Annotated in this window: 19 protein-coding genes, 3 tRNA genes and 2 pseudogenes; 9 read left to right on the forward strand and 15 right to left on the reverse strand. The window is 67.1% G+C overall.

The window, feature by feature from the left end; translation table 11 throughout:
• Position 1: 1 nt before the first annotated feature.
• The gene (locus tag K9U37_RS04745; protein ID WP_243070734.1) at positions 2-985 is read right to left on the reverse strand and encodes an NAD(P)H-quinone oxidoreductase; all 984 of its coding nucleotides are present in this window, start codon (positions 983-985) and stop codon (positions 2-4) included.
• A 63-nt stretch (positions 986-1,048) separates the two neighbouring features.
• Between K9U37_RS04745 and K9U37_RS04750 the strand changes: the two genes are divergently transcribed.
• A complete protein-coding gene (locus K9U37_RS04750) occupies positions 1,049-1,561 on the forward strand; it encodes a MarR family winged helix-turn-helix transcriptional regulator (RefSeq protein ID WP_243070735.1) in 513 nt (170 codons plus the stop codon).
• Between the two features lie 45 nt (positions 1,562-1,606).
• Positions 1,607-1,693 (forward strand) — tRNA-Ser (locus tag K9U37_RS04755).
• Positions 1,694-1,850: 157 nt separating this feature from the next.
• On the opposite strand, the gene K9U37_RS04760 is transcribed toward K9U37_RS04755, so the two are convergent.
• The 6 genes and pseudogenes from K9U37_RS04760 to K9U37_RS04785 all read right to left on the reverse strand — a co-directional run bounded on the left by K9U37_RS04760 (position 1,851) and on the right by K9U37_RS04785 (position 7,447).
• On the reverse strand, positions 1,851-2,675 hold the full coding sequence (locus K9U37_RS04760) for a crotonase/enoyl-CoA hydratase family protein (protein ID WP_243070736.1): 825 nt from the start codon (positions 2,673-2,675) through the stop codon (positions 1,851-1,853).
• Between the two features lie 102 nt (positions 2,676-2,777).
• Positions 2,778-3,064, reverse strand: a pseudogene (locus K9U37_RS04765) (amino acid transporter); the annotation flags it as partial.
• Positions 3,049-3,633 (reverse strand): serine O-acetyltransferase EpsC, encoded by a 585-nt coding sequence (gene epsC, locus K9U37_RS04770; protein WP_243070737.1) that lies wholly within the window; start codon positions 3,631-3,633, stop codon positions 3,049-3,051. The pseudogene K9U37_RS04765 and the gene epsC, both read right to left, overlap by 16 nt.
• Positions 3,634-3,636: 3 nt before the next feature.
• Positions 3,637-4,572, reverse strand: a complete 936-nt coding sequence (gene cysK / locus K9U37_RS04775; RefSeq protein ID WP_243070738.1) for a cysteine synthase A — start codon at positions 4,570-4,572, stop codon at positions 3,637-3,639.
• 75 nt (positions 4,573-4,647) lie between these two features.
• Positions 4,648-6,534 (reverse strand): family 2A encapsulin nanocompartment cargo protein cysteine desulfurase, encoded by a 1,887-nt coding sequence (locus K9U37_RS04780; RefSeq protein ID WP_243070739.1) that lies wholly within the window; start codon positions 6,532-6,534, stop codon positions 4,648-4,650.
• Entirely contained in the window at positions 6,521-7,447 is a 927-nt protein-coding gene (locus tag K9U37_RS04785) for a family 2A encapsulin nanocompartment shell protein (RefSeq protein WP_243070740.1), read from the reverse strand. The genes K9U37_RS04780 and K9U37_RS04785 overlap by 14 nt, the downstream gene beginning before the upstream one ends.
• Positions 7,448-7,734: 287 nt before the next feature.
• Here K9U37_RS04785 and K9U37_RS04790 point away from each other — a divergent pair, with 287 nt between their 5' ends.
• The gene (locus K9U37_RS04790) at positions 7,735-9,009 is read left to right on the forward strand and encodes a TQXA domain-containing protein (RefSeq protein ID WP_243070741.1); all 1,275 of its coding nucleotides are present in this window, start codon (positions 7,735-7,737) and stop codon (positions 9,007-9,009) included.
• A gap of 133 nt (positions 9,010-9,142) precedes the next feature.
• Here the strand turns inward: K9U37_RS04790 and hisC are convergent, their stop codons facing one another.
• The gene (gene hisC, locus K9U37_RS04795; RefSeq protein WP_243070742.1) at positions 9,143-10,201 is read right to left on the reverse strand and encodes a histidinol-phosphate transaminase; all 1,059 of its coding nucleotides are present in this window, start codon (positions 10,199-10,201) and stop codon (positions 9,143-9,145) included.
• Positions 10,202-10,317: 116 nt separating this feature from the next.
• On the opposite strand from hisC, the gene K9U37_RS04800 reads away from it, so the two are divergent.
• Together K9U37_RS04800 and K9U37_RS04805 are read left to right on the forward strand one after the other, a co-directional pair.
• Positions 10,318-10,406, forward strand: a tRNA-Ser gene (locus K9U37_RS04800).
• Positions 10,407-10,446: 40 nt separating this feature from the next.
• Positions 10,447-10,519, forward strand: a tRNA-Arg gene (locus tag K9U37_RS04805).
• 107 nt (positions 10,520-10,626) lie between these two features.
• On the opposite strand, the gene K9U37_RS04810 is transcribed toward K9U37_RS04805, so the two are convergent.
• The 3 genes and pseudogenes from K9U37_RS04810 to K9U37_RS04820 all read right to left on the reverse strand — a co-directional run bounded on the left by K9U37_RS04810 (position 10,627) and on the right by K9U37_RS04820 (position 11,845).
• Positions 10,627-10,893, reverse strand: coding sequence for a hypothetical protein (locus tag K9U37_RS04810; RefSeq protein WP_243070743.1), 267 nt, complete (start codon positions 10,891-10,893; stop codon positions 10,627-10,629).
• Positions 10,894-11,029: 136 nt separating this feature from the next.
• Positions 11,030-11,205, reverse strand: a pseudogene (locus tag K9U37_RS04815) (SDR family oxidoreductase); the annotation flags it as partial.
• Between the two features lie 253 nt (positions 11,206-11,458).
• Positions 11,459-11,845, reverse strand: a complete 387-nt coding sequence (locus K9U37_RS04820) for a DUF1622 domain-containing protein (RefSeq protein WP_243070744.1) — start codon at positions 11,843-11,845, stop codon at positions 11,459-11,461.
• A 184-nt stretch (positions 11,846-12,029) separates the two neighbouring features.
• Between K9U37_RS04820 and K9U37_RS04825 the strand changes: the two genes are divergently transcribed.
• Together K9U37_RS04825 and K9U37_RS04830 are read left to right on the forward strand one after the other, a co-directional pair.
• On the forward strand, positions 12,030-12,734 hold the full coding sequence (locus K9U37_RS04825; protein ID WP_243070745.1) for a response regulator transcription factor: 705 nt from the start codon (positions 12,030-12,032) through the stop codon (positions 12,732-12,734).
• Positions 12,712-14,232 (forward strand): sensor histidine kinase, encoded by a 1,521-nt coding sequence (locus tag K9U37_RS04830; protein ID WP_243070746.1) that lies wholly within the window; start codon positions 12,712-12,714, stop codon positions 14,230-14,232. Before K9U37_RS04825 ends, K9U37_RS04830 begins: the two co-directional genes overlap by 23 nt.
• A gap of 13 nt (positions 14,233-14,245) precedes the next feature.
• On the opposite strand, the gene K9U37_RS04835 is transcribed toward K9U37_RS04830, so the two are convergent.
• The 4 genes from K9U37_RS04835 to K9U37_RS04850 all read right to left on the reverse strand — a co-directional run bounded on the left by K9U37_RS04835 (position 14,246) and on the right by K9U37_RS04850 (position 18,809).
• The gene (locus tag K9U37_RS04835) at positions 14,246-15,946 is read right to left on the reverse strand and encodes a SulP family inorganic anion transporter (RefSeq protein ID WP_243070747.1); all 1,701 of its coding nucleotides are present in this window, start codon (positions 15,944-15,946) and stop codon (positions 14,246-14,248) included.
• Between the two features lie 49 nt (positions 15,947-15,995).
• Positions 15,996-16,913, reverse strand: coding sequence for an APC family permease (locus K9U37_RS04840; RefSeq protein ID WP_252393934.1), 918 nt, complete (start codon positions 16,911-16,913; stop codon positions 15,996-15,998).
• Positions 16,914-16,929: 16 nt separating this feature from the next.
• Positions 16,930-18,249, reverse strand: a complete 1,320-nt coding sequence (locus tag K9U37_RS04845; RefSeq protein ID WP_243070403.1) for an IS4 family transposase — start codon at positions 18,247-18,249, stop codon at positions 16,930-16,932.
• 149 nt (positions 18,250-18,398) lie between these two features.
• Complete coding sequence (locus tag K9U37_RS04850) at positions 18,399-18,809, reverse strand: APC family permease (RefSeq protein ID WP_243070748.1); 411 nt, start codon at positions 18,807-18,809, stop codon at positions 18,399-18,401.
• Between the two features lie 71 nt (positions 18,810-18,880).
• On the opposite strand from K9U37_RS04850, the gene K9U37_RS04855 reads away from it, so the two are divergent.
• The gene (locus tag K9U37_RS04855; RefSeq protein ID WP_243070749.1) at positions 18,881-20,758 is read left to right on the forward strand and encodes an alkyl/aryl-sulfatase; all 1,878 of its coding nucleotides are present in this window, start codon (positions 18,881-18,883) and stop codon (positions 20,756-20,758) included.
• Positions 20,759-20,808: 50 nt separating this feature from the next.
• Positions 20,809-21,843 (forward strand): phosphotransferase family protein, encoded by a 1,035-nt coding sequence (locus K9U37_RS04860; RefSeq protein WP_243070750.1) that lies wholly within the window; start codon positions 20,809-20,811, stop codon positions 21,841-21,843.
• Positions 21,844-21,855 lie beyond the last annotated feature (12 nt).

A 21,855-nucleotide genomic window follows, 5' to 3' on the forward strand; every position in this document is an offset into this window, starting at 1 on the left:
CTCACTCGCTGACGGTCAGCAACACCTTGCCGTAGGCGTCGCCGGTGGCCAGCGCGCGATGGGCGTCGGCCGCCTGCTCGATGGGATACCGCGCGCCGACGATCGGACGCACCAGGCCGTCGCCGATCATCGGCCAGACGGAGGCCACGACGGCGTCGACGATGGTGCTCTTGCCGTGGGCACCGCCGACGTGCCTGCCGCGCAGCGCGGTGCCGATGACGCGCAACCGCTTGCCGATCAGCTTGCCGATGTTCAACTCGCCCTTGACCCCGCCCTGCATACCGATGATGACCAGTCGGCCGTCGAGAGCCAGGGCGTCGAGGTTCCGGTCGAGGTAGGCCGCCCCCATGATGTCGAGAATTACGTTGGCGCCGATGCCGCCGGTGGCCTCGCGGACCCGCTCGACAAAATCTTCGTCTCGGTAAGAAATGAGAATTTCGGCGCCCAATTCAGCGCAAAGACCGAGTTTGGCTCGAGAGCCTGCAGTTACCGCAATGCGATTGCCAAGGGCGCGGGCCACCTGGATGGCGTGGGTGCCGATGCCGCTGGCGCCGCCGTGGACCAACAGGAACTCACCGGGAGCCAGGTGCGCGGTCATGACGAGGTTGGACCAGACGGTGCACGCCACCTCCGGCAGGGCGGCGGCGTCGTGCAGGCCCACCCCGGGCGGCAGGGGCATCACCTGGCCGGCAGGCACCGCTACGTACTCGGCGTAGCCACCGCCGGCCAGTAGCGCGCAAACCTCTTGTCCCACCTTCCATTCCGTGACCCCACCGCCGACTGCCGCCACGACTCCGGAGACCTCGAGCCCGAGGATGTCGCTGGCTCCCGCTGGCGGCGGGTAATTGCCGGCTGCCTGCAGCAGATCCGCCCGGTTCACACCCGCCGCGCTGACCTTGATCAAGACCTCGCCGAGCTCGGGCACGACGTCCGGGACCTCCTGCCACAACAGCTGGTCGGCGGACTCGGCGACGATGGCGTACATGCGCTAAACGGTACTACCGGTCATTTTCACCTCGAACTCGGTAGCGTCGCTTACGATTGCGCTATGGGAGGGGTTATTGCGGGGCGGACCGCTAGTGAAATGCCGGGTTTGGATATTGCTGAGCAACGTTCTTGGCAGAATTTTTTGGACGCGGCACTACGACTTTATGGAACGTTGAATCGAGGCTTGGTCGACGAGCACAAGCTGACACTCGTCGACGTCCGGTTATTGGCGATCCTGGCGACCTCCGAGGCCGGTTCGGCACGGATGGGGGATCTGGCCGAGCAGCTCATGTCGTTGCCGAGTCGGGTGACACGTCAGATCCGTCGGCTGGAGACGGCCGGACTGGTGCGCCGTGATGCCAGCCCGGACGACGGCCGCGGAGTTCTCGCCAGCATCACCGGCAGGGGCCGCGAGGTCGTCGAGGAAGCGATGCTGACGTACGCCAGGGGAGTGCGCGAGAACTTCCTTGGCCCGCTGTCGCGGCCGCAGATGGCCGCGATGGGCGAGAACTGCCGGCGGATCAGCGCCTCGCTGAAGGTCAGCGGTGCCTCGGCCAAGTTCGGCCGCGTCTGACCGGGCACTGGAGTTGCTGCACCGCTCACCGCTACGCTTGTCGGCGGTGGCGTGGCAGAGCGGCCTAATGCACTCGCCTTGAAAGCGAGAGACGGCTAACACCGTCCGGGGGTTCAAATCCCTCCGCCACCGCTGCTCGCGCTGCGCGGTGCTTCCCCAGCGTCATGTCACCGAAGCTCTGTCCGAGCTGCCCGAACAACCAGACTGTGCGGTGGGCAGTGATGATGGACGGCTACACCGCACGTCCAAGGCGGTTCCGGCCATCGAGGTGGGCAAGTAGTCGGGGCGGCTATTCGCCGGTGAACTCGGGATTGCGCTTGGCGAACATCGCCGACATCGCTTCGGTGAGGTCCTTGGATGCCAGGAACGCGGAATTCCAGGCCGCGACGTAGCGCAGGCTGGCGGAGACGTCGGCGGTGCGCTGTTCGTCGAGGACGTCCTTGATGCCGTGCACCACCAGCGGGGAGTTGGCGGCGATCTCTGCGGCGGTGGCGTGTGCGGCGGCCAGGCTGGCTTCGGCATCGTCGAAGACGTCGTTGACCAAGCCGATCTTCTCGGCACGCGCGGCGTCGATGTCCTTGCCGGTCAGCGCCAACTCCCGCAGGTGCCCGTCGTTCAGGATGTAGGGCAGCCGGGCGAGGCTGCCCACGTCGGCGACGATGGAGAGCTTCACCTCGCGCACGGAGAACTTCGCGTCGGCACTCGCGTAGCGGATGTCCGCGGCACTGATCAGGTCCACGCCGCCGCCGATGCACCAGCCGTGTATCGACGCGACGGTCGGCGTGCGGCAGTCGGCGACGGCGGTGATGGACTGCTGCATCTGCTTGAGCCGGGTGTGGAACTCCGCGCGGGGGCGTGCCGAGAGTTCGCCGCCCATCATTCCCGACAGGGTGTCGCCCATGGCCACCAGATCCAGCCCGTAGCTGAAGTTGTGGCCCGAGCCGGTCAGCACGATCGCGCGGACTTCGGGGTCGGCATCGAGCTCGGCGAAGACCACCGGCATCTCGGCCCAGAAGGCCGGCCCCATGGCGTTGCCCTTGCCGGGGCCGATCAGCGTCACCTGTGCGACGTTGTCCTTCACCTCGACAGTGAGGGATTCGTAGGGCTCGCTCATGGCACGAGGCTACGACGTGGCCTCACTCCAGCGTCACCTGGGGGCGTCGCGTCGCGATCCCGGCACCGAGGGCGAAGAAGGCGACCAGCAGGGCGACGACGCCAACGCGAGGTAGGTCGCCCGCGGAATGGTGCGCAGCGGATCGCGGGCCTCGTCGCGGAACACCGCGGTTGCCTCGAACCCGATGAAGCTCAGGATCGCGAATAGCAGCGCGATACCCGGTGCGCCCGAGACGATTTCGGACGGTGCGACGATGCCGGTGGACAACCCCTCGTGGCCACCGGTGAAGATGACGGCGCGTCGAGCGCCAGCACGATCGCGACCTCACCGATCAACAGGACGCCGAGGACGTCGCCGAACTGGCGGCGGATTCTCAGATGTACATGGCGGGATCGACGTAGGTCGTCGGATCTACAAGCTGTTCGCGCTGCTTCTCGGTGCGGGGACGCACGACCGCCGGGATGCCCGTGGCGATCGACCCAGCAGGCACGTCGTGGGTGACAACCGCGTTGGCGCCGACGGCGCTGTCGTCACCGATGTAGACCGGCCCCAGCACCTTCGCGCCGGCGCCGATGGTGACCCGGTTACCGAGGGTAGGATGGCGCTTGCCGTGTTCCAGCGACCGGCCGCCGAGCGTCACACCGTGATAGACCATCACGTCGTCGCCGATCTCGGTGGTCTCCCCGATCACCACACCCATGCCGTGGTCAATGAAGAACCGGCGGCCGATGGTGGCCCCGGGATGGATTTCGATTCCGGTCAGGAAACGCGTCAGCTGGGAGAGCAACCGCGCCAGACCGCGCAGCGCAGGCCTAGCCCACAGCCGGTGCGTGAGCCGGTAGGACCAGATCGCGTGCAGGCCCGAGTAGACCAGGGCGTTCTCCAAGTCGCCGCGCGCGGCCGGATCGTGGCCCCTGGCATTGTCGAGATCCTCGCGCAGCGTCGACAGCAGACTCACGGATCAATCCCGGATGTGTTCGTAGAGCACCGTGGAGATGTAGCGCTCGCCGTAGTCACAGACGACGGCGACGATCAGCTTGCCGGCGTTCTCGGGGCGCTTCGCGAGTTCCAGAGCGGCCCAGACGATCGCGCCCGACGAGATACCACCGAGAATGCCTTCCTCGGTTCCCAGGTCGCGGGCTACCCGGACGGCATCGTCGAGCTCGACATCGATGATCTCGTCGTAGATGCTGCGGTCGAGCACCTCGGGTACGAAGTTGGCGCCGATGCCCTGGATCTTGTGCGGTCCGGCCTGGCCCTCGGTCAGCAGCGGCGAGTCCTTCGGTTCGACCCCGACGATTTGGACCCCGGGCTTGCGTGACTTGAGGACATGCCCCACTCCGGTGATCGTGCCGCCGGTGCCGATTCCGGCGACGAAGATGTCGACCTTGCCGTCGGTGTCCGCCCAGACCTCCTCTGCGGTGGTCTTCTCGTGAATGGCCGGGTTGGCCGGGTTGGCGAACTGGTCGGCCGAGACCGCGTTGTCGGTCTCGGCGATGATCTGCTTGGCCCGGGCCACCGCGCCGGCCATGCCCTCCGAGCCGGGGGTGAGCACGATTTCGGCGCCGTAGGCGCGCAGCATCACACGCCGCTCGGTGGACATCGTCTCGGGCATGGTGAGGAGCACCTTGTAGCCGCGGGCCGCGCCGATCATGGCCAGCGCGATGCCGGTGTTCCCGCTGGTGGCCTCGACGATGGTGCCGCCGGGCTTGAGCTCGCCGGCCGCTTCGGCGGCGTCGATGATCGCCACCCCGATGCGGTCCTTGACGCTGTTGGCCGGGTTGTAGAACTCGAGCTTGACGGTGACGTCGGCGCCGAGGCCCTTGGTCAACTGGTTGAGCCGGACCAGGGGTGTGCGGCCGATCAGCTCGCTGACGTTGGCGTAGATCTTGCCCATGGTTGAGTGTCCCTTCTCGTGCGGTACCACCGACACTTCGCGGCGGAACAGTGTCGCGTCGTTCCGGCCGCGACGTTACCCGGTGTTGGTGCCGCCTTCGGCGATGCGGCGGACGGCGTTGAGGAAGACGTCGATCTCGTCGAAGGTGTTGTAGAACGCGAACGAGGGCCGGACGGTGGTCTCGACACCCATGCGTCGCAGGATCGGCTGGGCGCAGTGGTGTCCGGCGCGCACGGCGATTCCTTCGGCGTTGAGTGCCTTGCCGACCTCGAGTGGCTGGTGGCCGGCCAGGACGAAGGACAGCACGCTGGCCTTCTCGTCGGCGGTGCCGACCAGGCGCACCCCGTCGATGTCGGCCAGCCGCGGGGTGGCGTACTCCAGCAACGCGTGCTCGTAGGCGGCGATGCGGTCGATGCCCACCTTCTCGACGTAGCGCAGCGCCTCACCCAATCCGACGGCGTCGGCGATGTTGCCGGTGCCGGCCTCGAACTTGTTCGGCAGACCCTGATACAGCGAACGTTCGATGGTGACGTCGGCGATCATGTTGCCCCCGCCCTGCCACGGCGGGGTCTCGGCCAGGGCCTCCTCGGTGCCGTAGAGCACCCCGATCCCGGTGGGCCCGATGATCTTGTGTCCGGAGAACACGAAGAAATCCGCCCCGGTCGCGGAGACGTCGATCGGGATGTGGGGGGTCGACTGGGCGCCGTCGATGAGCACCCGGGCGCCGTAGCGGTGGCCGAGTTCGACGATCTTGTCCACCGGTGTCACCGTGCCCAGGGCGTTGGACACCTGGGTCGCGGCAACCAGTTTGGTCCGCGGACCCAGCAGGTCCTCGAACTCGCCCAGCAGCAGATTGCCCGCGTCGTCGACCGGCGCCACCTTGATGATGGCCCCGGTCTTCTGCGAAATCATCTGCCAGGGAACGATATTGGCATGATGCTCGAGAATCGTGATGACGATCTCGTCACCGGGTCCCAGGTGCTTGGCGCCCCACGACTGCGCCACCAAGTTGATCGCCTCGGTGGTGCCGCGCACGAAGATGATCTGCTCGTCCTTTGGCGCTCCGATGAAGCGCCGCACAGTGTCGCGGGCCTCTTCATAGGCGTCGGTGGCCCTGGCGGCCAATTCATGTGCGGCCCGGTGGATGTTGGAGTTCTCGTGGGCGTAGAAGTAGGCCAGCCGGTCGATGACCGCCTGCGGCTTCTGCGTGGTCGCCGCGTTGTCGAACCAGATCAGCGGCTTGCCGTGCACCGTCTCGCGCAGGATCGGGAAATCCGCGCGAATCGCGTTGACGTCGAAAATCTCATGGTCGTCGCGAATCTGCGGAACCGGTGCGGAAAGCGCCGGTACCCCGGAGGTGAAGTAGTAGTTCGCCTCATCTCCCGTCGGGGCGGAGGTCAATTCGGGTGCCGACAGGAAACTGAGGTCCGGGATTCCCGGAACCCCACCCAGCCACCCCGGCACCGAACCCCGCGGGGCGACCGGCGCGCTCGGCGTCGGCCCCGCCAGCACGCCGGGCCCCGTCGGCACGATGCCGCCGGGCACGGCGAATACCTCGAGATGCGGTGGGGTGAACACATCGACCACGCCCACCCCGGCATGCCCCGCTGACGGCGCGGTGGTCAGATCGGGTGCGCTGCCACGCGGCGCGACGGGCACGGCGCCGGGTGGAATCGGTTCTGGCCCAGGCGAACTCGGGGGCGGCAATGTCACGCCGGGCGCTTCGAGGAATACCGCGGGCGGCGCGAACGGTTCGGCGCCGGCAGCCGCTGCGGCATACGACGCCGCCGAGGTGGTGTCGGGAACCGACCCGCGCGGCGCAGGCGGAACAGTTTGTGGCGGTGAGTCGTTACCCGGCCGGATACTGGCCGCCAGCAACTGTGTCGCCAGGGCAGCCAGCTCGGCCTCGCTGATCGGGAGGTCGCCTTCGGCGGCTACCGATCGATACTCACTTGTACTCATGGTATTGGTCCACCGCTGCGCCCTCGAGCACCGCAAGCGCATCATCGGTCAACACGGCCAACGAGGAGTACAGCGTCACCAGATACGACGCGATACCGGAGCGGTCGATCCCGGTGAACCGCACCGACAAACCCGGCGCCTGCTCACCGACCAGACCCGGCTGGAACAGGCCGACCACACCCTGACGCTCCTCACCGGTGCGAACCAGGATGAACTTCGTCTTGCCCTTCTCAACGGGCACCTTGTCGCTGGGGATGATCGGGATGCCGCGCCAGGTGACGAACTGCGCCCCGAACAGATTGACCACCACCGGCGGCACACCACGATACGTGGCCTCCCGGCCGAACGCGGCCACACCCAGCGGGTTGGTCAAGAAGAACGCCGGTGTCTTCCACACCTTGGTGATCAGCGCGTCGAGATCGTCGGGAGTCGGCGCGCCCTTGAGCGTCTTAATGGTCTGCTCGGGAGTGACCTGCGACAGCAACCCGTACTCGGGGTTATTGATCAGCTCGGACTCCTGGCGCTCCTTGATCGTCTCGATGGTCAGCCGCAACTGCTGGGCGATCTGATCGTGCGGGCTGGAATACAGATCCGAGACCCGGGTATGCACATCGAGCAAAGTGGAGATCGCACGCAGCGTGATCTCCCGCGGGCTGGTCTGATAGTCGACATAGGTCTGAGGCAACGGGTCTTCGATGTTCTCCCCACCGACCTCGGCGTGGATCGCCACCCGATCCGGGTTGACCACCCGGTTGACCCGGTAAATACCGGCCTCCACCGGAACCCAACTCAACAAATGCAGCAAAAACCGCGGGGTGATGGTCTCCAACTGGGGGACCGTCTTGGTGGCATTGGCAAGCTGCCGCGCAGCAAGCGCGCCAAGCGCCTGGGACTCGTTCTGGGCCGACGTCATTGTGCTTCCTCCCGACTAATGGACTGGGCAATTATGGACCGCGGGACGCGATCTTGCACAGAGTTGGTACGCATCGTGATGCGAAGCCGGGTACGGGCCTCGTCTCATGTGCCGTATGGTATTGGACATGCAACTGCACGCAACGCTGCGCCTTGTCTCCACGGGCTGCCTCGTCGCGCGCTTCTGTTGTTGTTGATTTTTCTGACGCCGTAATCCCCTGCGCTCAGTCCGCTGCCTCCTCGGCAGCGTTGATTGCGCTGTTCGACGAATCCAGAGAGATCAACCCGATGACTATCTTGTCTTTGCCAGTCGACGCCCCCGCGCCCGTCGCCGTCCGGCGCCGCGTCAGCCCGACGCCGTCGGTCGACCTCTCGCGGATGACCCGCTACAGGCCGGGCACCTATTCGCATACCGTCGACACCATCGTCTTCACCGACGGCACTTCGGCGCGCACTGATTTGATCCGGCTCAACCCCAACATCGAGGCCTACTCGCTGGACTTCGCCGGGATCGCACCGAGCAGGCCGTCGCGCTACCGCGCCGACACCTGGTCGGCAGTTCCGCATCTGCAGGCCCGTGCGCACGAGGCCGAGGTGGACTGGATCCTGCGGAACTCATTCCCGACGCTGTCGACCACCGAGATCAGCCGCCGGCTGCGGGCCGCGGGATATCCGCTGGGCAACCGGAACATCGCCGAACACGAGGCGATCGCGGGCACTCAGGCGGCGATCTGGCGGCTGACCAACGGCCTGGAGCTCGACGACCGTCCGCTCAACGTCCCGACCCGGGTGGTCCACGGCGCCGACGCCGTGAGCATCGAGTTCGACGGCGAGCGCCAGCTGGCCGGCTACGCCGCGGTGGTGACGTCGAGTGGTGAGGCGGTGCTGACTCTGCAGAAGTCCGCCGACGGTCTGGCGTGGGAGGACGTCGCCTCCTCAAAAGTGCGGGTGACCGGCGGTGTCGGAGAGGTCCGCCAGGTGCTGGGCGTGGGCAGCACCATGTCCGACAGCCGGCACGGCCGGGCCAGCCACGGCTACCGCCACTACCGGCTGGTGATCGACGGTGCTGCGGCCATCGGTGAGCTGAGCTTCCAGCTGCACGGCTCGCGCGTCTACCGCAATGCCGAACCGATCGTGTTCCTCTCCGACCACCTGCTGACGGGTGCGCGTTCGGCCCGCCGCCTGACTGTGACTCCGTCGCTTCTGGCAGCGGCTGCGACGGTCGAGGACTCCATCGTCGGGCCACTCCGGCTCGCCACCACCGACTCCGCGGCCGTGCGGGCGTCCGACGGCCACGCGGTGGTCGACGCAGACGGCGCTGAGATCATCGGTCCGCTGCAGCCGGGTGCCGAGTTCTTTCTGCGGGCTCGTCCCGGCGCGGTGGCCGCGACGCTGACCGTCGAGGTGCCCGGATGCGCCGCCGGGTTCGGCGGCCGGGTGATCACCGGCGTGGCCCGCGACGAGGTCGCCGGCGGATACACGCCGCTGGCGCTGGCCGTGCCGGCTGCGCTCGTGGTCGAGTTCGACGTCGAGTGGTCCGTCGAAGAGTCCGCCGCGCTGTAGGGGTGTCGGTGGGCCGCCGTACCGTTGGGGTGTGGCCGACGAACTCACCGCAGGACCCGAAGCTCCGGCGTCCTCTCGCTCGAATTCCTCGTTCTCGCGTGGGATTACGCGTCTGCGACCGGCCGGGTCCCGGTCAGCTGCCCGTCTTGATCCAGTCGGCGGCGAAGGCCAGGAAGGTGTCGTTCTCCTCCGGTGCGCCGACCGTCACCCGCACGCCATCGGTGCCGTAGGGCCGGACCAGGACGCGGGCGTTGGCGGCCTGCTCGACGAAGTCCAGCGTTCGCTCGGCCAATGGCAGCCACACGAAGTTCGCCTGCGTCGGCGGGAAGTCGTAGCCCATGTCGGCCAGCGCAGCCGCCACGCGCTGGCGTTCGGCGACCACAGCGTCGGTGCGGGCCAGCAATTCGTCGGCGGCGTGCACGGAGGCGATGGCGGCGGCCTGCGAGACGGTGGTGGCGGTGAAGGGCACATACACCTTGCCCAGAGCGGTGATCACCTCGGGATCACCGACCGCGTAGCCCACCCGCAGGCCGGCCAACCCGTAAGCCTTCGAGAATGTCCGCAGCACAACGACATTCGGGTAAGCGCGGGCCAACCCCAGGCTGTCGGGCGCCAGACCGTCGCGGATGTACTCGACATAGGCCTCGTCGATCGCGACGAGGATGTCGGACGGTACCGCGGCCACGAACCGGGCCAGCTCGTCAGGGGCGACGACGGTGGAGGTCGGGTTGTTCGGGTTGCAGACGAAGATCAGCCGGGTCCGGTCGGTGATCGCGGCCAGCATCGCGTCGAGGTCGAAGGTGTGGTCGCGAAGGGGCACCTGAATCGGGGTGGCGCCGGCCACCCGCACCTGCAGCGGGTACACCTCGAAGCTGCGCCAGCCGAAGATCACTTCGTCTCCCACCGACGAGGTGATCTGGATGAGCTGCTGGCACAGGCTCACCGAGCCGCAACCCACCGCGATGTGCTCGGGTGCGAAATCGACATGCTTGCCCAGGTGTTCTTTTAGCTCGACGTAGCCGTTGTCCGGGTAGCGGTTGATGGTCTCGGCGGCGGCGGCGATGGCCTCGCGCACGCTGGGCAGCGGGCCGTGCACGGTCTCGTTGCTGGCCAGCTTGATCGCACCCGGCACAGTCTTGCCTGGGGTATAGGCCGGCAGATCGGCCAGTTCGGGGCGCAGGCGGGCGGTCACCTGCCCAAGTCTAGGGTCCTTCCAGAACCGCTTTGCCATTGGTTATCCGGCCTGTGTACTCTGTCGGATCGGCGGTTCCGGGGCTCAACCAGGCTCCGGTACGCTCAGGTGGTTCAGGAGGCGTGCCAGAGCGGCCGAATGGGGCTCACTGCTAATGAGTTGTCCCCCTCAAAGGGGACCGGAGGTTCAAATCCTCTCGCCTCCGCCGCGGCTGACTCGTCAGCCACGAACAACTGAATATGAAAGCGCCCGTAGCTCAACGGATAGAGCATCTGACTACGGATCAGAAGGTTGGGGGTTCGAATCCCTTCGGGCGCACTCTCGTCGCCGACGCACCCCGCCGGGCACGTTGGCGCGGATTGCCGCCTGCGCGCCGGGAACGGTGCGGCCGACGTCGCGAGGGCCCGACTGGGGCGTCGACCCGCTCAGTAGTGGGCGGCGACGTCCGCGGTCGCCATGGGCACCGGCTCCACCGGGGCAGCGGGAGCACGCCGCAGACGCGCGGTGATCAGGTGAACAACCAGCATCTGCGCGACGCCCACCAGGACTATCGGCCAGATGGCGCCAGCGACGATCGACCAGAATGCGCGGGCCTCATCGGTCGGCCCGTCGAAGGACTGGAGGTGATGGCTCATGTGCCACGTGAGGAACGCGACGACAACCGCCGTGATGAGGTACAGGGTGATCCACACAGGGACGGGACCTCTCGGCTCGGGAACCAGTAATCCCAGAGTGGCAGAGGCCCCTGTGGGGATCATGATCTATCCCCGTGAAGCGTCTGAGAGGAATGCAATCGACGCTTAATGGTTACCGTTGCGTGACAATCACTTACGTAACCGTCAAACCGCCGTCGACCGCAATCGTCTGCCCTGTGACGTAATTGGCCGCCGGAGAATCCAGGCAGCCAGCGGGTTGACGCGAATTCCCTTGCGCGGCCCCCATTGCTCGGCGAGATCTCGGATCAGGCCGATGATGCCCGCTTTGGAGGCGCTGTAAGCGGCCTGTGCCCCGCATCGTCGGAGACATAGGCTTTCACCATCGAATTCTCGGGTCGGCCTTTGGCTCCGGTGTCCAGAGCCCAGCATTCCCACCAGATCCCCAGCTGGCACTGCTGCAGGACGATCACGTTTTGGGCCAGCATGAAGCCCATGCCCTGGTGCAAACATGCTGGGGACAAACACAATTAGGCGTAGCACGACGCCTGCCCCACCTCGCTCAGTACCGCGGAGGCCGGTGGCCGCAGATCGTTGGTGTCCGTCACCCGTTCGAGTTCGATACCGGTTGTCTGTCCGTCGCGGCGGTGTCCTGCCGCTGGCGGGCTTTCTGCCACGGCCAGTACCCGGTGACCTCCAACTGCAGGGAGAAGCTGAGGAACGTCCGTATCAGCACGATGCCGCCGAGGACCGCCACACTGCGGGCGTCGGGAGTGACCGCGACCGTGCGGATGATGTCGGCGGCGACCAGGAACTCCAGCCCGAGCAGGATCGAGCGACCGAGCTGTTCGCGGAACACCCGGTAGGCAGCGCCGGTCTTGAGCCGCGGGATGACACCGGCGGCCGAGATCAACGCACCCACGGCAATGATGGCAACGCCGACTCCGTCGATCGTCTTGCCCACGGTTTCGATGACCTCGAAGAAGTTCATCGCTGGAATTATAGGAACGCGAACCCTATCGAGCCGGTAGCACCGCCGTGGCGGGGGCCGTCCCGTTTGTCGCAGGCTATGGACTGCACGGATTTCACAGCCGGCGCATAGGGATGGCATAGAATCGGCTCATCGCCCAGCTGATACTGGAAATATGACCTCCTCAGCCGCTGAACGTGTCGTAATGCGTCGGGCCGACGGGAACCCGATCAACGTCCTCGTTGTCGACGACGAGGCGGTGCTCGCAGAAATGGTGTCGATGGCGCTGCGGTACGAGGGCTGGAACATCGCCACCGCTGCCGATGGGGCGTCCGCCATCAGCGCGGCGCGCGGTACCCGGCCGGACGCGGTCGTGCTCGACATCATGCTGCCCGACATGAGCGGGCTGGAGGTGCTGCGCCAGCTGCGGGCGCACAGCCCGCATCTGCCGGTGCTGTTGCTGACGGCCAAGGACGCGGTGGAGGACCGGATCGCGGGACTGACCGCCGGCGGGGATGACTACGTCACCAAACCCTTCTCTATCGAGGAGGTCGTCCTACGGCTGCGCGCGCTGCTGCGGCGCACCGGTGTGACCACCGAGGACAGCGGCGCCCAGATCGTCGTCGGCGACCTCGTTCTCGACGAGGACAGCCACGAGGTGACCCGCGCCGGTGACCCGATCGCACTGACGTCCACCGAGTTCGAACTGCTTCGCTTCCTCATGCGCAACCCCAGGCGGGTGCTGTCCAAGGCCCAGATCCTGGACCGGGTCTGGAGCTATGACTTCGGTGGCCGGTCCAACATCGTCGAGCTCTATATCTCATACCTGCGCAAGAAGATCGACAGCGGGCGCGAACCGATGATTCACACGCTGCGCGGCGCCGGCTATGTCCTCAAACCTGCGTGCTAGCACCTGGTCGCTGAGCGCACGGTTGCTCGTCGGTCAGGTGCTGTTGCTGGCTGCTGTCTGCACGGGCATTGGCGCGGTCACCCTGGTTGCGCTCTACCAGTACCTGGCCGGTGAGGTCGACGCTGAGCTGCGCGAGACCGCACACCGGTCAGCGATGATGTACGGCGAGCCACTGCCGCCGCCACCGCCGAGTCCGTGGCGAGAGAATCGTCCGGCGGTGCCCAGGCCGGGTCCCGGTCCGGAGTTCCTCGACGCACCCGGGCAGCCGATCGGACTGCTCGCCGGGGTGGTGATCGACGGTGTGACGACCAACGCGGGCGTGCTGACCTCCGGCGGCGTCCGGATCGGGCTCTCGCCGTCCGCGATGCAGCAGCTCGCCGAGGCCGCCAGCCAACGCCACGCCACTACCCGAAATCTGGACGGCCTGGGCCGCTATCGCGTGGTGGCCGCCCGCAGCAGGCTCACCGGCGACAGGTTGGTGATCGGCCTGAGCATGCGCAACGTCGACGCGACGCTGCTGCGGGTCGCGCTGATCTTCGCTGTCGTCACGGCGGCCGCCTTGATCGTCGCCACCACACTCGGACTTCTGGTGATCCGCCGGGCGCTCAGCCCGCTGACCCGGGTGGTCGCCACGGCCGGAGAGGTCGCCAACCTGCCGCTGGACCGCGGTGAAGTCAAGCTTCCGGTGCGGGTGCCCGAGCCGGATGCCAACCCGCACACCGAGGTTGGCCGGCTGGGCCTGGCGCTCAACCGGATGCTCGACCACATCGCGGCCGCATTGTCTACGCGTCAGGCCAGTGAGAGCCGGGTCCGGCAATTCGTCGCCGACGCCAGCCACGAACTGCGCACCCCGCTGGCGGCGATCCGCGGCTATACCGAACTGGCGCAACGCAAGCGCGATCTGGTACCCGATGACGTCGCGCACGCGATGAGCCGGGTGGAGTCCGAAGCCGTGCGGATGACAAACCTGGTCGAGGATCTGCTGCTGCTGGCCAGGCTGGACTCCGGGCGCCCGCTCGAGCGCGAACCGGTAGATCTGTCAAGGCTTTCCGCTGACGTAGTCAGCGACGCCCACGCCGCCGGGCCCGAACATCGCTGGAAGCTCGATCTGCCGGCCGACCCACTCTACGTCACCGGTGATGACGCGCGCCTGCATCAGGTGGTGGCCAACCTACTGGCCAACGCCCGCACGCACACCCCGCCTGGCACGTCGGTCACGTTGTCACTCAACGCCGAACCGGGTGCGGCGGTGCTGCGGGTACTCGACGACGGCCCGGGAATCCCGGCCGACCTGCAGTCCGAGGTGTTCGAGCGCTTCGCCCGGGGGGACACGTCCCGCTCCCGCAAGGGCGGTTCGACCGGTCTGGGCCTGGCGATCGCCTCGGCGGTCGTCAAGGCCCACGGCGGTAACATCGGATTGCAGAGCGTGCCCGGCAGCACCGAGTTCATCGTCCGGCTGCCATGCACAAACCGGGCTAACACCAACGGTTCTCATTGAGCCAGCGTCAATTTCAGGCGTCGGGACTCGCAGCGGGGTCATAACGTCGCTGGCGGGCAGATCCGCCGGCAACCGAGGAATCCGGGCGCAGCGCGGCGACGGCGGCACGGTTGGTCTCGAACACCTGATGTCCCTGCAGCAGATGCATGCGGGCCAGATTGGCGGCCAGTTCAGGACGGACCCGGGAGTAGGCGAAGGTGATCGACTTGCCCTGCAGCCATTGCAGTTCCTTGGCCAGCACCTCGGTGCCGGTCACGTCGACGTCGGTGACACCCTCCATGTCGAGGATGAACGCAGAGACCGGGTGGGGGGCTTCGGCGACGGCTCGGCGAATCGACGCACTCAACGTCTGGGCATTGCCGAAGAAGATGGGGGCGGCGAATCGCATCGCAATCACCCCGGGCACGGTCTCGTCGACGCCGTCCTCGCCGGCAGTCAGCGAGACGTGGGGATCGTCGGAACCCTTGAGCACGTCGACCGCCGGACGAGCGGCCTTGCGCAGCAAGTTGATCAGCGACAGCACGAACGCGAGCACGATTCCGGCCAGTGGCCCGATCAGCAGCACACCGAGGAAACAGGTTGCCCCGATGAGGAATTCGAAGCGTGACAGCTGCCACAGGTGACGGAACTCGCGCAACCCCATGAGCTTGGCCACCGAGACGCCGACGATCGCGCCGATAGCGGGGGAGGGGATGCCGGCCAGCAGGTCGGCGCCGAACAGCAGCAACGCTAGCGCGCCCGCGGCCATCACCAGAAGCGGGAGTTGAGTCCGTGAGCCGGCTTGGTCCATGGCAGCAGCCCGCGACGTCGACGAACCGACGGTGAACCCGGAGGACAGTCCGGAGGCGATGTTGGCCGCACCGAACGCCAGCAGATCCTGGTTGGGGGACGTGCGGTAGCCGTACTTGTCCACGTAGGAGCGCGCGAGCAGCAGACCCTCGCCGACCGTGACGGTGGTGATCGCGATGGCGGGCAGGATGACCGAGACCCACTGAGACCAGCTCAGCTGCGGCACGGCCAGCACCGGCGGTCCGGACGGGACCGAGCCCAGCACCGCCACGCCCTTTCCCGGCAGGTGCAGCGCCGACGACGCGAGCGTCGCCGAGACGAGGACGATCAGGGCCCACGGGATCGTCGGCCACCTCCGCCGGGCCGGCACCAGCACCGCGACGGCCGCCACGCCGAGCGCCAAAGACCACCAGTGCACCGTGCCGATCTTGGTGACGAGGTGGACAAGCCGGTCGAAGAACTCCGCCCCGCTGGGGACCTTCATGCCCATGATCTTCGCGATCTGGCTGAGCAGGATGTCGGTGGCCAGACCGCCGACGAAACCGATCAGGATGGGCTTGGACAGGAAGTCGGCCAGGAAGCCCAGCCGGAACACCGCGCAGCCCACGAACAGCAGGCCGCCCACGATCGCCTGGGCGCCGGCCATGGCCAGGTACTGGGCGCTGCCGGCCGGGGCGAGGCCGGCCAGCGCCGAACCCACCAGCGCCGCTGCCGCGGCGTCCGGTGCGGCGACCAGGTGCCGCGACGACGCCAACAGTGCGAACGCCACCGAGGGCAGCACCAGTGCATAGAGACCCGCCGTCGGCGGTAGACCGGCGATCTGTGCATAGCCGATGTTCAGCGGAAGCGCGATGGCCAGCAGTGTGATGCCCGCCAGCACCTCTGTGCCGACATTTCCTCTCGTGAGCCCCGACAGCACTTTCATCGGCGCAATCATGAACCATTCCAGGGTCACCCGGAGGCGAATGGCCGACCTAGCCGACGCTCGGCTCCACGCGCAGACGCCGCCCGGTGCGCCGACGGTAGCCGTATTCGAAGGCGAAACTGACCACCAGGACGCCCAGCAAGGTGATCCACGTGCTGGCCGGTCCGGTGTGGACCGTATAGCCGAGCAGCAAGACGAACAACGCCAGATTCAGCAGCACCGCGGTGACGAGCAATGCCGGCTTGGCGCCGGTCTCTCGCCACACCCGCAGGTGGCCCAGGTTGACCGTGCCGTACACGATCAGAAATGCCAAGCTGGCCATCTGCCCGACGGCGGCCAACGGGAAGAACAACACGAAGGCGGCCGTCAGCCCCGCGGCGGTGAACAACCCTGCGGTACCGCCGTGCCACACCCCGCGCGCGAAACTGCTCGGCATCTCACCGGTCTTCGCCACCAGGAACGCCAGGTTGGCGTCGCCGAACATGGTGGCGTTCACGCCGGACGCGGTGGCCAGCAGGGCGGCCAGCCCGATGACGACGAAGCCGGCCCGGCCGAGCACCTGCCGCGCCGCTTCGGACAAGACGTGACCCTGGCTGGCGTCCATGGCGGGCAGCGTCATCGTCATCACCACGAGCGAGCTCACCACCACGTACACCGCCACCACGATGCCCAGGGCGGCGAACATCGCCCGCGGCAGTTCACGCGCCGGGTTGCGCATGTCGCCCGCGGAGTTGGTGACCACTCCGAATCCCTCGTAGGTGACGTAGAGCAGGCCGGCGGCGAACAGCACGCCCACGAATGAGTGGCCGGCATTGTCGGCGAAGCGGGCCGGATCGGCCTTCAGCGAGGCGAAGGCGACGAACGCGACGAGGATGACCAGTTCCACGCTGACAACCACGACCTCGGATCGTGCGACGAGCTTGTTGCCCGCCAGGTTCACCGCGACGATAACCGCGATTAGTCCCAATGCCGCTCAGTTAAGGTCATGGGCCGGTTGTCAACTGGCCGTTGATGGTGACGTCGACGGTGATCTTGTAGCTGTTGCGGTCGATGTCGCCTTTGGCGCGGTGTTTGGAGATGGCGCGTTTGACGACGCGGGGACTGGTTCTGCGGCGGTGGGCCGGGAGCAGGTGATCGAGCACGGCGTGGCCGATCTTGCCGATGAGGTCGATAGTGGTGTCGGCGATGACGCCGGCGGCCTGGATGACCTGGTCACGGGCGGTGTTGAGCGCGATGCTGAAGCCCGCGCGGTCAGTGGTGGCGGCGGCGGTGGCGGTGGCATCGGATATCGCGATGCGCAGCGCTTGGTAGGTGACCAGCAGGGCATAGATCTCCTGGGCGATCCCGTCGGGTGTGCGGGCGCGCAGCACCCGGCCGCCGAGGATGGTGGATTTCAGTTCCAGGTAGGAGGTTTCGATCTCCCACCGCTGGTGATAGAGGGCGACCAGTTCGGTGGCGGGGTATCGCCGGTGGTCGGTGAGGGTGGTGATCAGCAGGTAGCGCTCGCTGCGACGTGGGCCCCCGGCGAGTCGCACGGCGACCTGGGCGTCGATCACCCGCACGGTCGTCGTGTCAATCCGCGACAGCCACGAGCCGTCACCGCAGTGGCCGATCACGGGGAGTTTGCGGTTGGTCTTGGCGCGGAACAGCAGGTCAGCGCCCGTGGCGGCGACCTGCTCGATCAGGCCCGCGGCGGCGAAGTTACGGTCGGCGAGCAGCAGCATGCCCTGGCGGAGGCAGCCCAGAAGCTTTGGTGCATAGTTGGTTTCGCCCACGCTCAAGGTGCCGAAGACGGCACCCAGTACGGTGCGGGTGCCGCACGCGACCACGGTCAGCATCCGCAGCATCGGATACCCCGACGGGCCGTTGCCGCCGCCGACCCGGCCGAACGCGGCCAGATTCGACGCGGTGTCGGGGGTGAACATCGACGTGCCGTCGATCGCGCATACCAGCAGGCCCCGCCATCGCGCCGCACCGGCGGCCGGACCGCGGACCAGGTCGAACAGCTCCCGCAGCGGCTTGACACCGATGCGGCGACGGGCCTGCGCCAACGCCGAGGACACCGGATCGGCGACGTCGATCCCGTCCAGGCCCGCGGTCATCCGAGCCCACACCTGGCCGTAGCCGAGCTCGGCGAACAGCGCCGCCGCCAGCAGCAGGTACACCACCACCCGCGACGGCAACGCCCGCACCCTGGCCTGCACCGTCCGGGTCGATTCCAGCACCGCATCGACCATCTCGAACGGGACGATCTGGGTCAACCCACCGAGGTGACCGGGCGCGAACCGACCCGCACCAACCACCACCGAACCACGAATGACAGACTGAACAGACAGCGGAACTCCCAGGTGAGATGGTGTCTTTGGTCGGACAATCCATCCATACCGGGAGTTCCGCTGCCCCAACTCCCCGACACGCCGCACCCGTCACACTTGACCCAACAGTCACACCCTTAACTGAGCGGCATTGGGATTAGTCCGATGCCGACGGCCTTGCCGGCCCAGTCCGGCGCCCACCAGGGAAGCAGGGCCAGCAGGTAGCCGGCGAACCCGGAGGTATACAGAGCCATCGCGATGATCCAGCCGAGGAACTGGAAGTTGTTCAGCCCGCCGGCCACGATGCCGTCGCCGAAGCAGCGGATCAAGAACTGTGCGGCTCCACCGCGGCTGGGATAGCGCGCGCCGAGTTTCGCGTAGGAGTACACGCTGAAGACCGACACCACCCCGCCGATGAGGAAGGCCACCGGCAGCCACACCCCGGCTGTGGTCGAGGCCAGGCCGAGCAGGGTGTACAGCCCGGCGCCCATCATGCTGCCGACGCCGATCGCCGTTGCCCCCGCGACGCTGATCGATCCACTGGCCACCGTGCTGTTCTACCCGACGGTCGGCCGATCCGAATAACCAACCCCCCGGAGTTTGATGAATAATGCGCAGCATGGCGCACAAACCACCGACCGGGGTCATCGAGGCCGCACACGGCGAGCACCTGAACTCGCTGCCGTTCGAGGACACCGCCGACTTCGACGACACCGACCGCGGATTCATCGCCGCCTTGCAGCCGTGCGTGGTCACCGCCGCCGACGGCCGGGTGGTGTGGGACAACGACGTCTACGACTTCCTCGGCGGTGACGCACCCGCGTCGGTCCATCCCAGCCTGTGGCGGCAGTCCATCCTGGCTGCCAAGCAGGGTCTCTTCGAGGTGGTCGAAGGCATCTACCAGGTGCGCGGGTTGGACCTGTCCAACATCAGCTTCATCGAGGGCGACACCGGCGTCATCGTGATCGACCCGCTGATCTCCACCGAGACCGCGGCGGCCGCGCTCGAGCTCTACCGGGCCCATCGCGGAAATCGTGCCGTGAGCGCTGTCATCTACACCCACAGCCACGTCGACCACTTCGGCGGGGTGTTGGGCGTGACGACGCAGGCCGACGTCGACGCCGGCAAGGTCGCGGTGATCGCCCCCGAGGGATTTGTGAAACATGCGGTGCAGGAGAACGTCTACGCCGGCACGGCGATGGCGCGCCGCGCCTCCTACATGTACGGCACATTGCTCGACCGGGGGCCGCGCGGGCAGGTCGGGTGCGGGCTGGGTCAGCAGACCTCCACTGGTGAGGTCGCCATCATCGTGCCGACCATCGACATCACGACCACCGGCGAGACGCACACCATCGACGGTGTCGAGATCGAGTTCCAGATGGCGCCGGGCACAGAGGCGCCTGCCGAGATGCACTTCTACTTCCCGAAGTTCCGGGCGCTGTGCATGGCCGAGAACGCCACCCACAACCTGCACAACCTTCTGACCCTGCGGGGGGCGCTGGTGCGCGACCCGCACGCCTGGTCGGGGTATCTGACCGAGGCCATCGACACCTTCGCCGATCGCGCCGACGTGGTGTTCGCATCCCACCACTGGCCCACCTGGGGTCGGGACAACATCGTCAATTTCCTGTCGCTGCAACGTGATCTGTACGCCTACCTGCACGACCAGACGCTGCGGCAGCTCAACCAGGGCTACACCGGCATCGAGATCGCCGAGACCTTCCAGATGCCGCCGGCGCTGCACAAGGCCTGGCACGCGCACGGCTACTACGGCTCGGTCAGCCACAACGTCAAGGCCGTCTACCAGCGCTACATGGGCTGGTTCGACGGGAACCCCGGACGGTTGTGGGCGCACCCGCCCGAAGCGATCGGTCCCCGCTACGTCGAGGCGATGGGCGGTATCGCCCGGGTTGTGGAGATCGCGCGTGCCGCGTTTGACTCCGGCGACTATCGGTGGGCGGCAACCCTTCTTGATCATGCGATCTTCACCGACGAGAACCACGCGGGTGCCCGCGAGCTGTATGCGGACACCCTCGAGCAGCTCGGCTACGGGGCCGAATGTGCGACCTGGCGCAACTTCTTCGTCTCCGGTGCCACCGAGTTGCGTGACGGCAACTTCGGCACGCCGATGGGCGGCAATTCGATGGCGGTGCTCGAACAGCTCACCCCCGAGCAGATGTTCGACACCCTGGCGATCAGCGTGAACGGGCCGCGCGCCTGGGATCTCGACATCACCGTGGACCTGACGTTCACCGATGTCGCGGCCAACTACCGCCTGACCTTGCGAAACGGTGTGCTGGTCTACCGCAAGTGCCCCGCGGATGCGTCGACGGCCAGCGCCACCGCCACCTTGGCCAACAAGATGCGGCTGTTGGCCGCCGCCGCAGGCGATTTCACCTCGCCGGGACTGGAGACCAGCGGCGACGGCCAGGCTCTGCAGGCGTTGCTCGGTGTGCTGGATCGGCCGGATCCGAACTTCAACATCATCACCCCGTGACCGGGTTGCTCCCCGGAGCCGCGAGCAGACGCTGAGGTTATACATATCGGATGACTTCCCTCGATGGGCTGGATCTTTCGGCACTTGACCGGCACCTGCGCGCGGCGGGAATCCCGCGGGCCGGCGAACTGCGGGCCGAGTTCATCTCGGGCGGACGGTCCAACCTGACATTCCTGGTCTACGACGACGAGTCCAAGTGGGTGCTGCGCCGGCCGCCGTTGCACGGTCTGACGCCGTCGGCTCACGACATGGCCCGCGAGTACCGGGTGGTCGCCGCGCTGGCGGACAGCCCGGTACCGGTCGCGCGCGCGGTGACGATGCGTGACGACGACTCGGTGCTCGGCGCCCCGTTCCAGATGGTGGAGTATGTCCCCGGGCAGGTGGTGCGCACCCGCGCCGAACTTGAGGCGCTCGGCGGCCCGGAGGTGGTCAGCGACTGTGTCGACAGCCTCATCAGGGTCCTCGTCGACCTGCACGAGGTCGACCCCGACGCCGTCGGGCTCGGTGACTTCGGCAAGGCCAGCGGGTATCTCGAGCGTCAGGTGCGCCGCTGGGGTTCGCAGTGGCAGCACATCCGGCTGCCCGACGACCCGCGTGACGCCGACGTGCAGCGGCTGCACACCCGGCTGGCCGAGTCCGTTCCCCCGCAGAGTCGCACCTCGATCGTCCACGGCGACTACCGCATCGACAATACGATGCTCGACGCCGAGGATCCGAAAATCGTTCGCGCCGTTCTCGATTGGGAGCTGTCGACGCTGGGTGACCCGCTATCGGACGCGGCGCTGATGTGCGTCCACCGCGACCCCGCGCTCAATCTCATCTTCGGTGAGGAGATGGCGTGGTCGGCTCCGACGATGCCCTCGCCGGAGGATCTTGCGCACCGCTACTCGGTGGTGTCGGGACATCCGTTGGCGCACTGGGACTTCCACATGGCCCTGGGCTATTTCAAGCTCGGGATCATCGTGGCGGGCATCGATTTCCGCAGGCGCATGGCCGAAGGGGGCGAGCAGGATCAGCAGGCTGCCGACCTGTTGGGTCGGGCGGTCGCTGTGCTTGTCGCCGGCGGCCTGGCCGCCATGGGCTAACTCGCGGTGTTG

Source organism: Candidatus Mycolicibacterium alkanivorans (assembly GCF_022760805.1).
Taxonomy (GTDB): Bacteria; Actinomycetota; Actinomycetes; order Mycobacteriales; family Mycobacteriaceae; genus Mycobacterium; species Mycobacterium alkanivorans.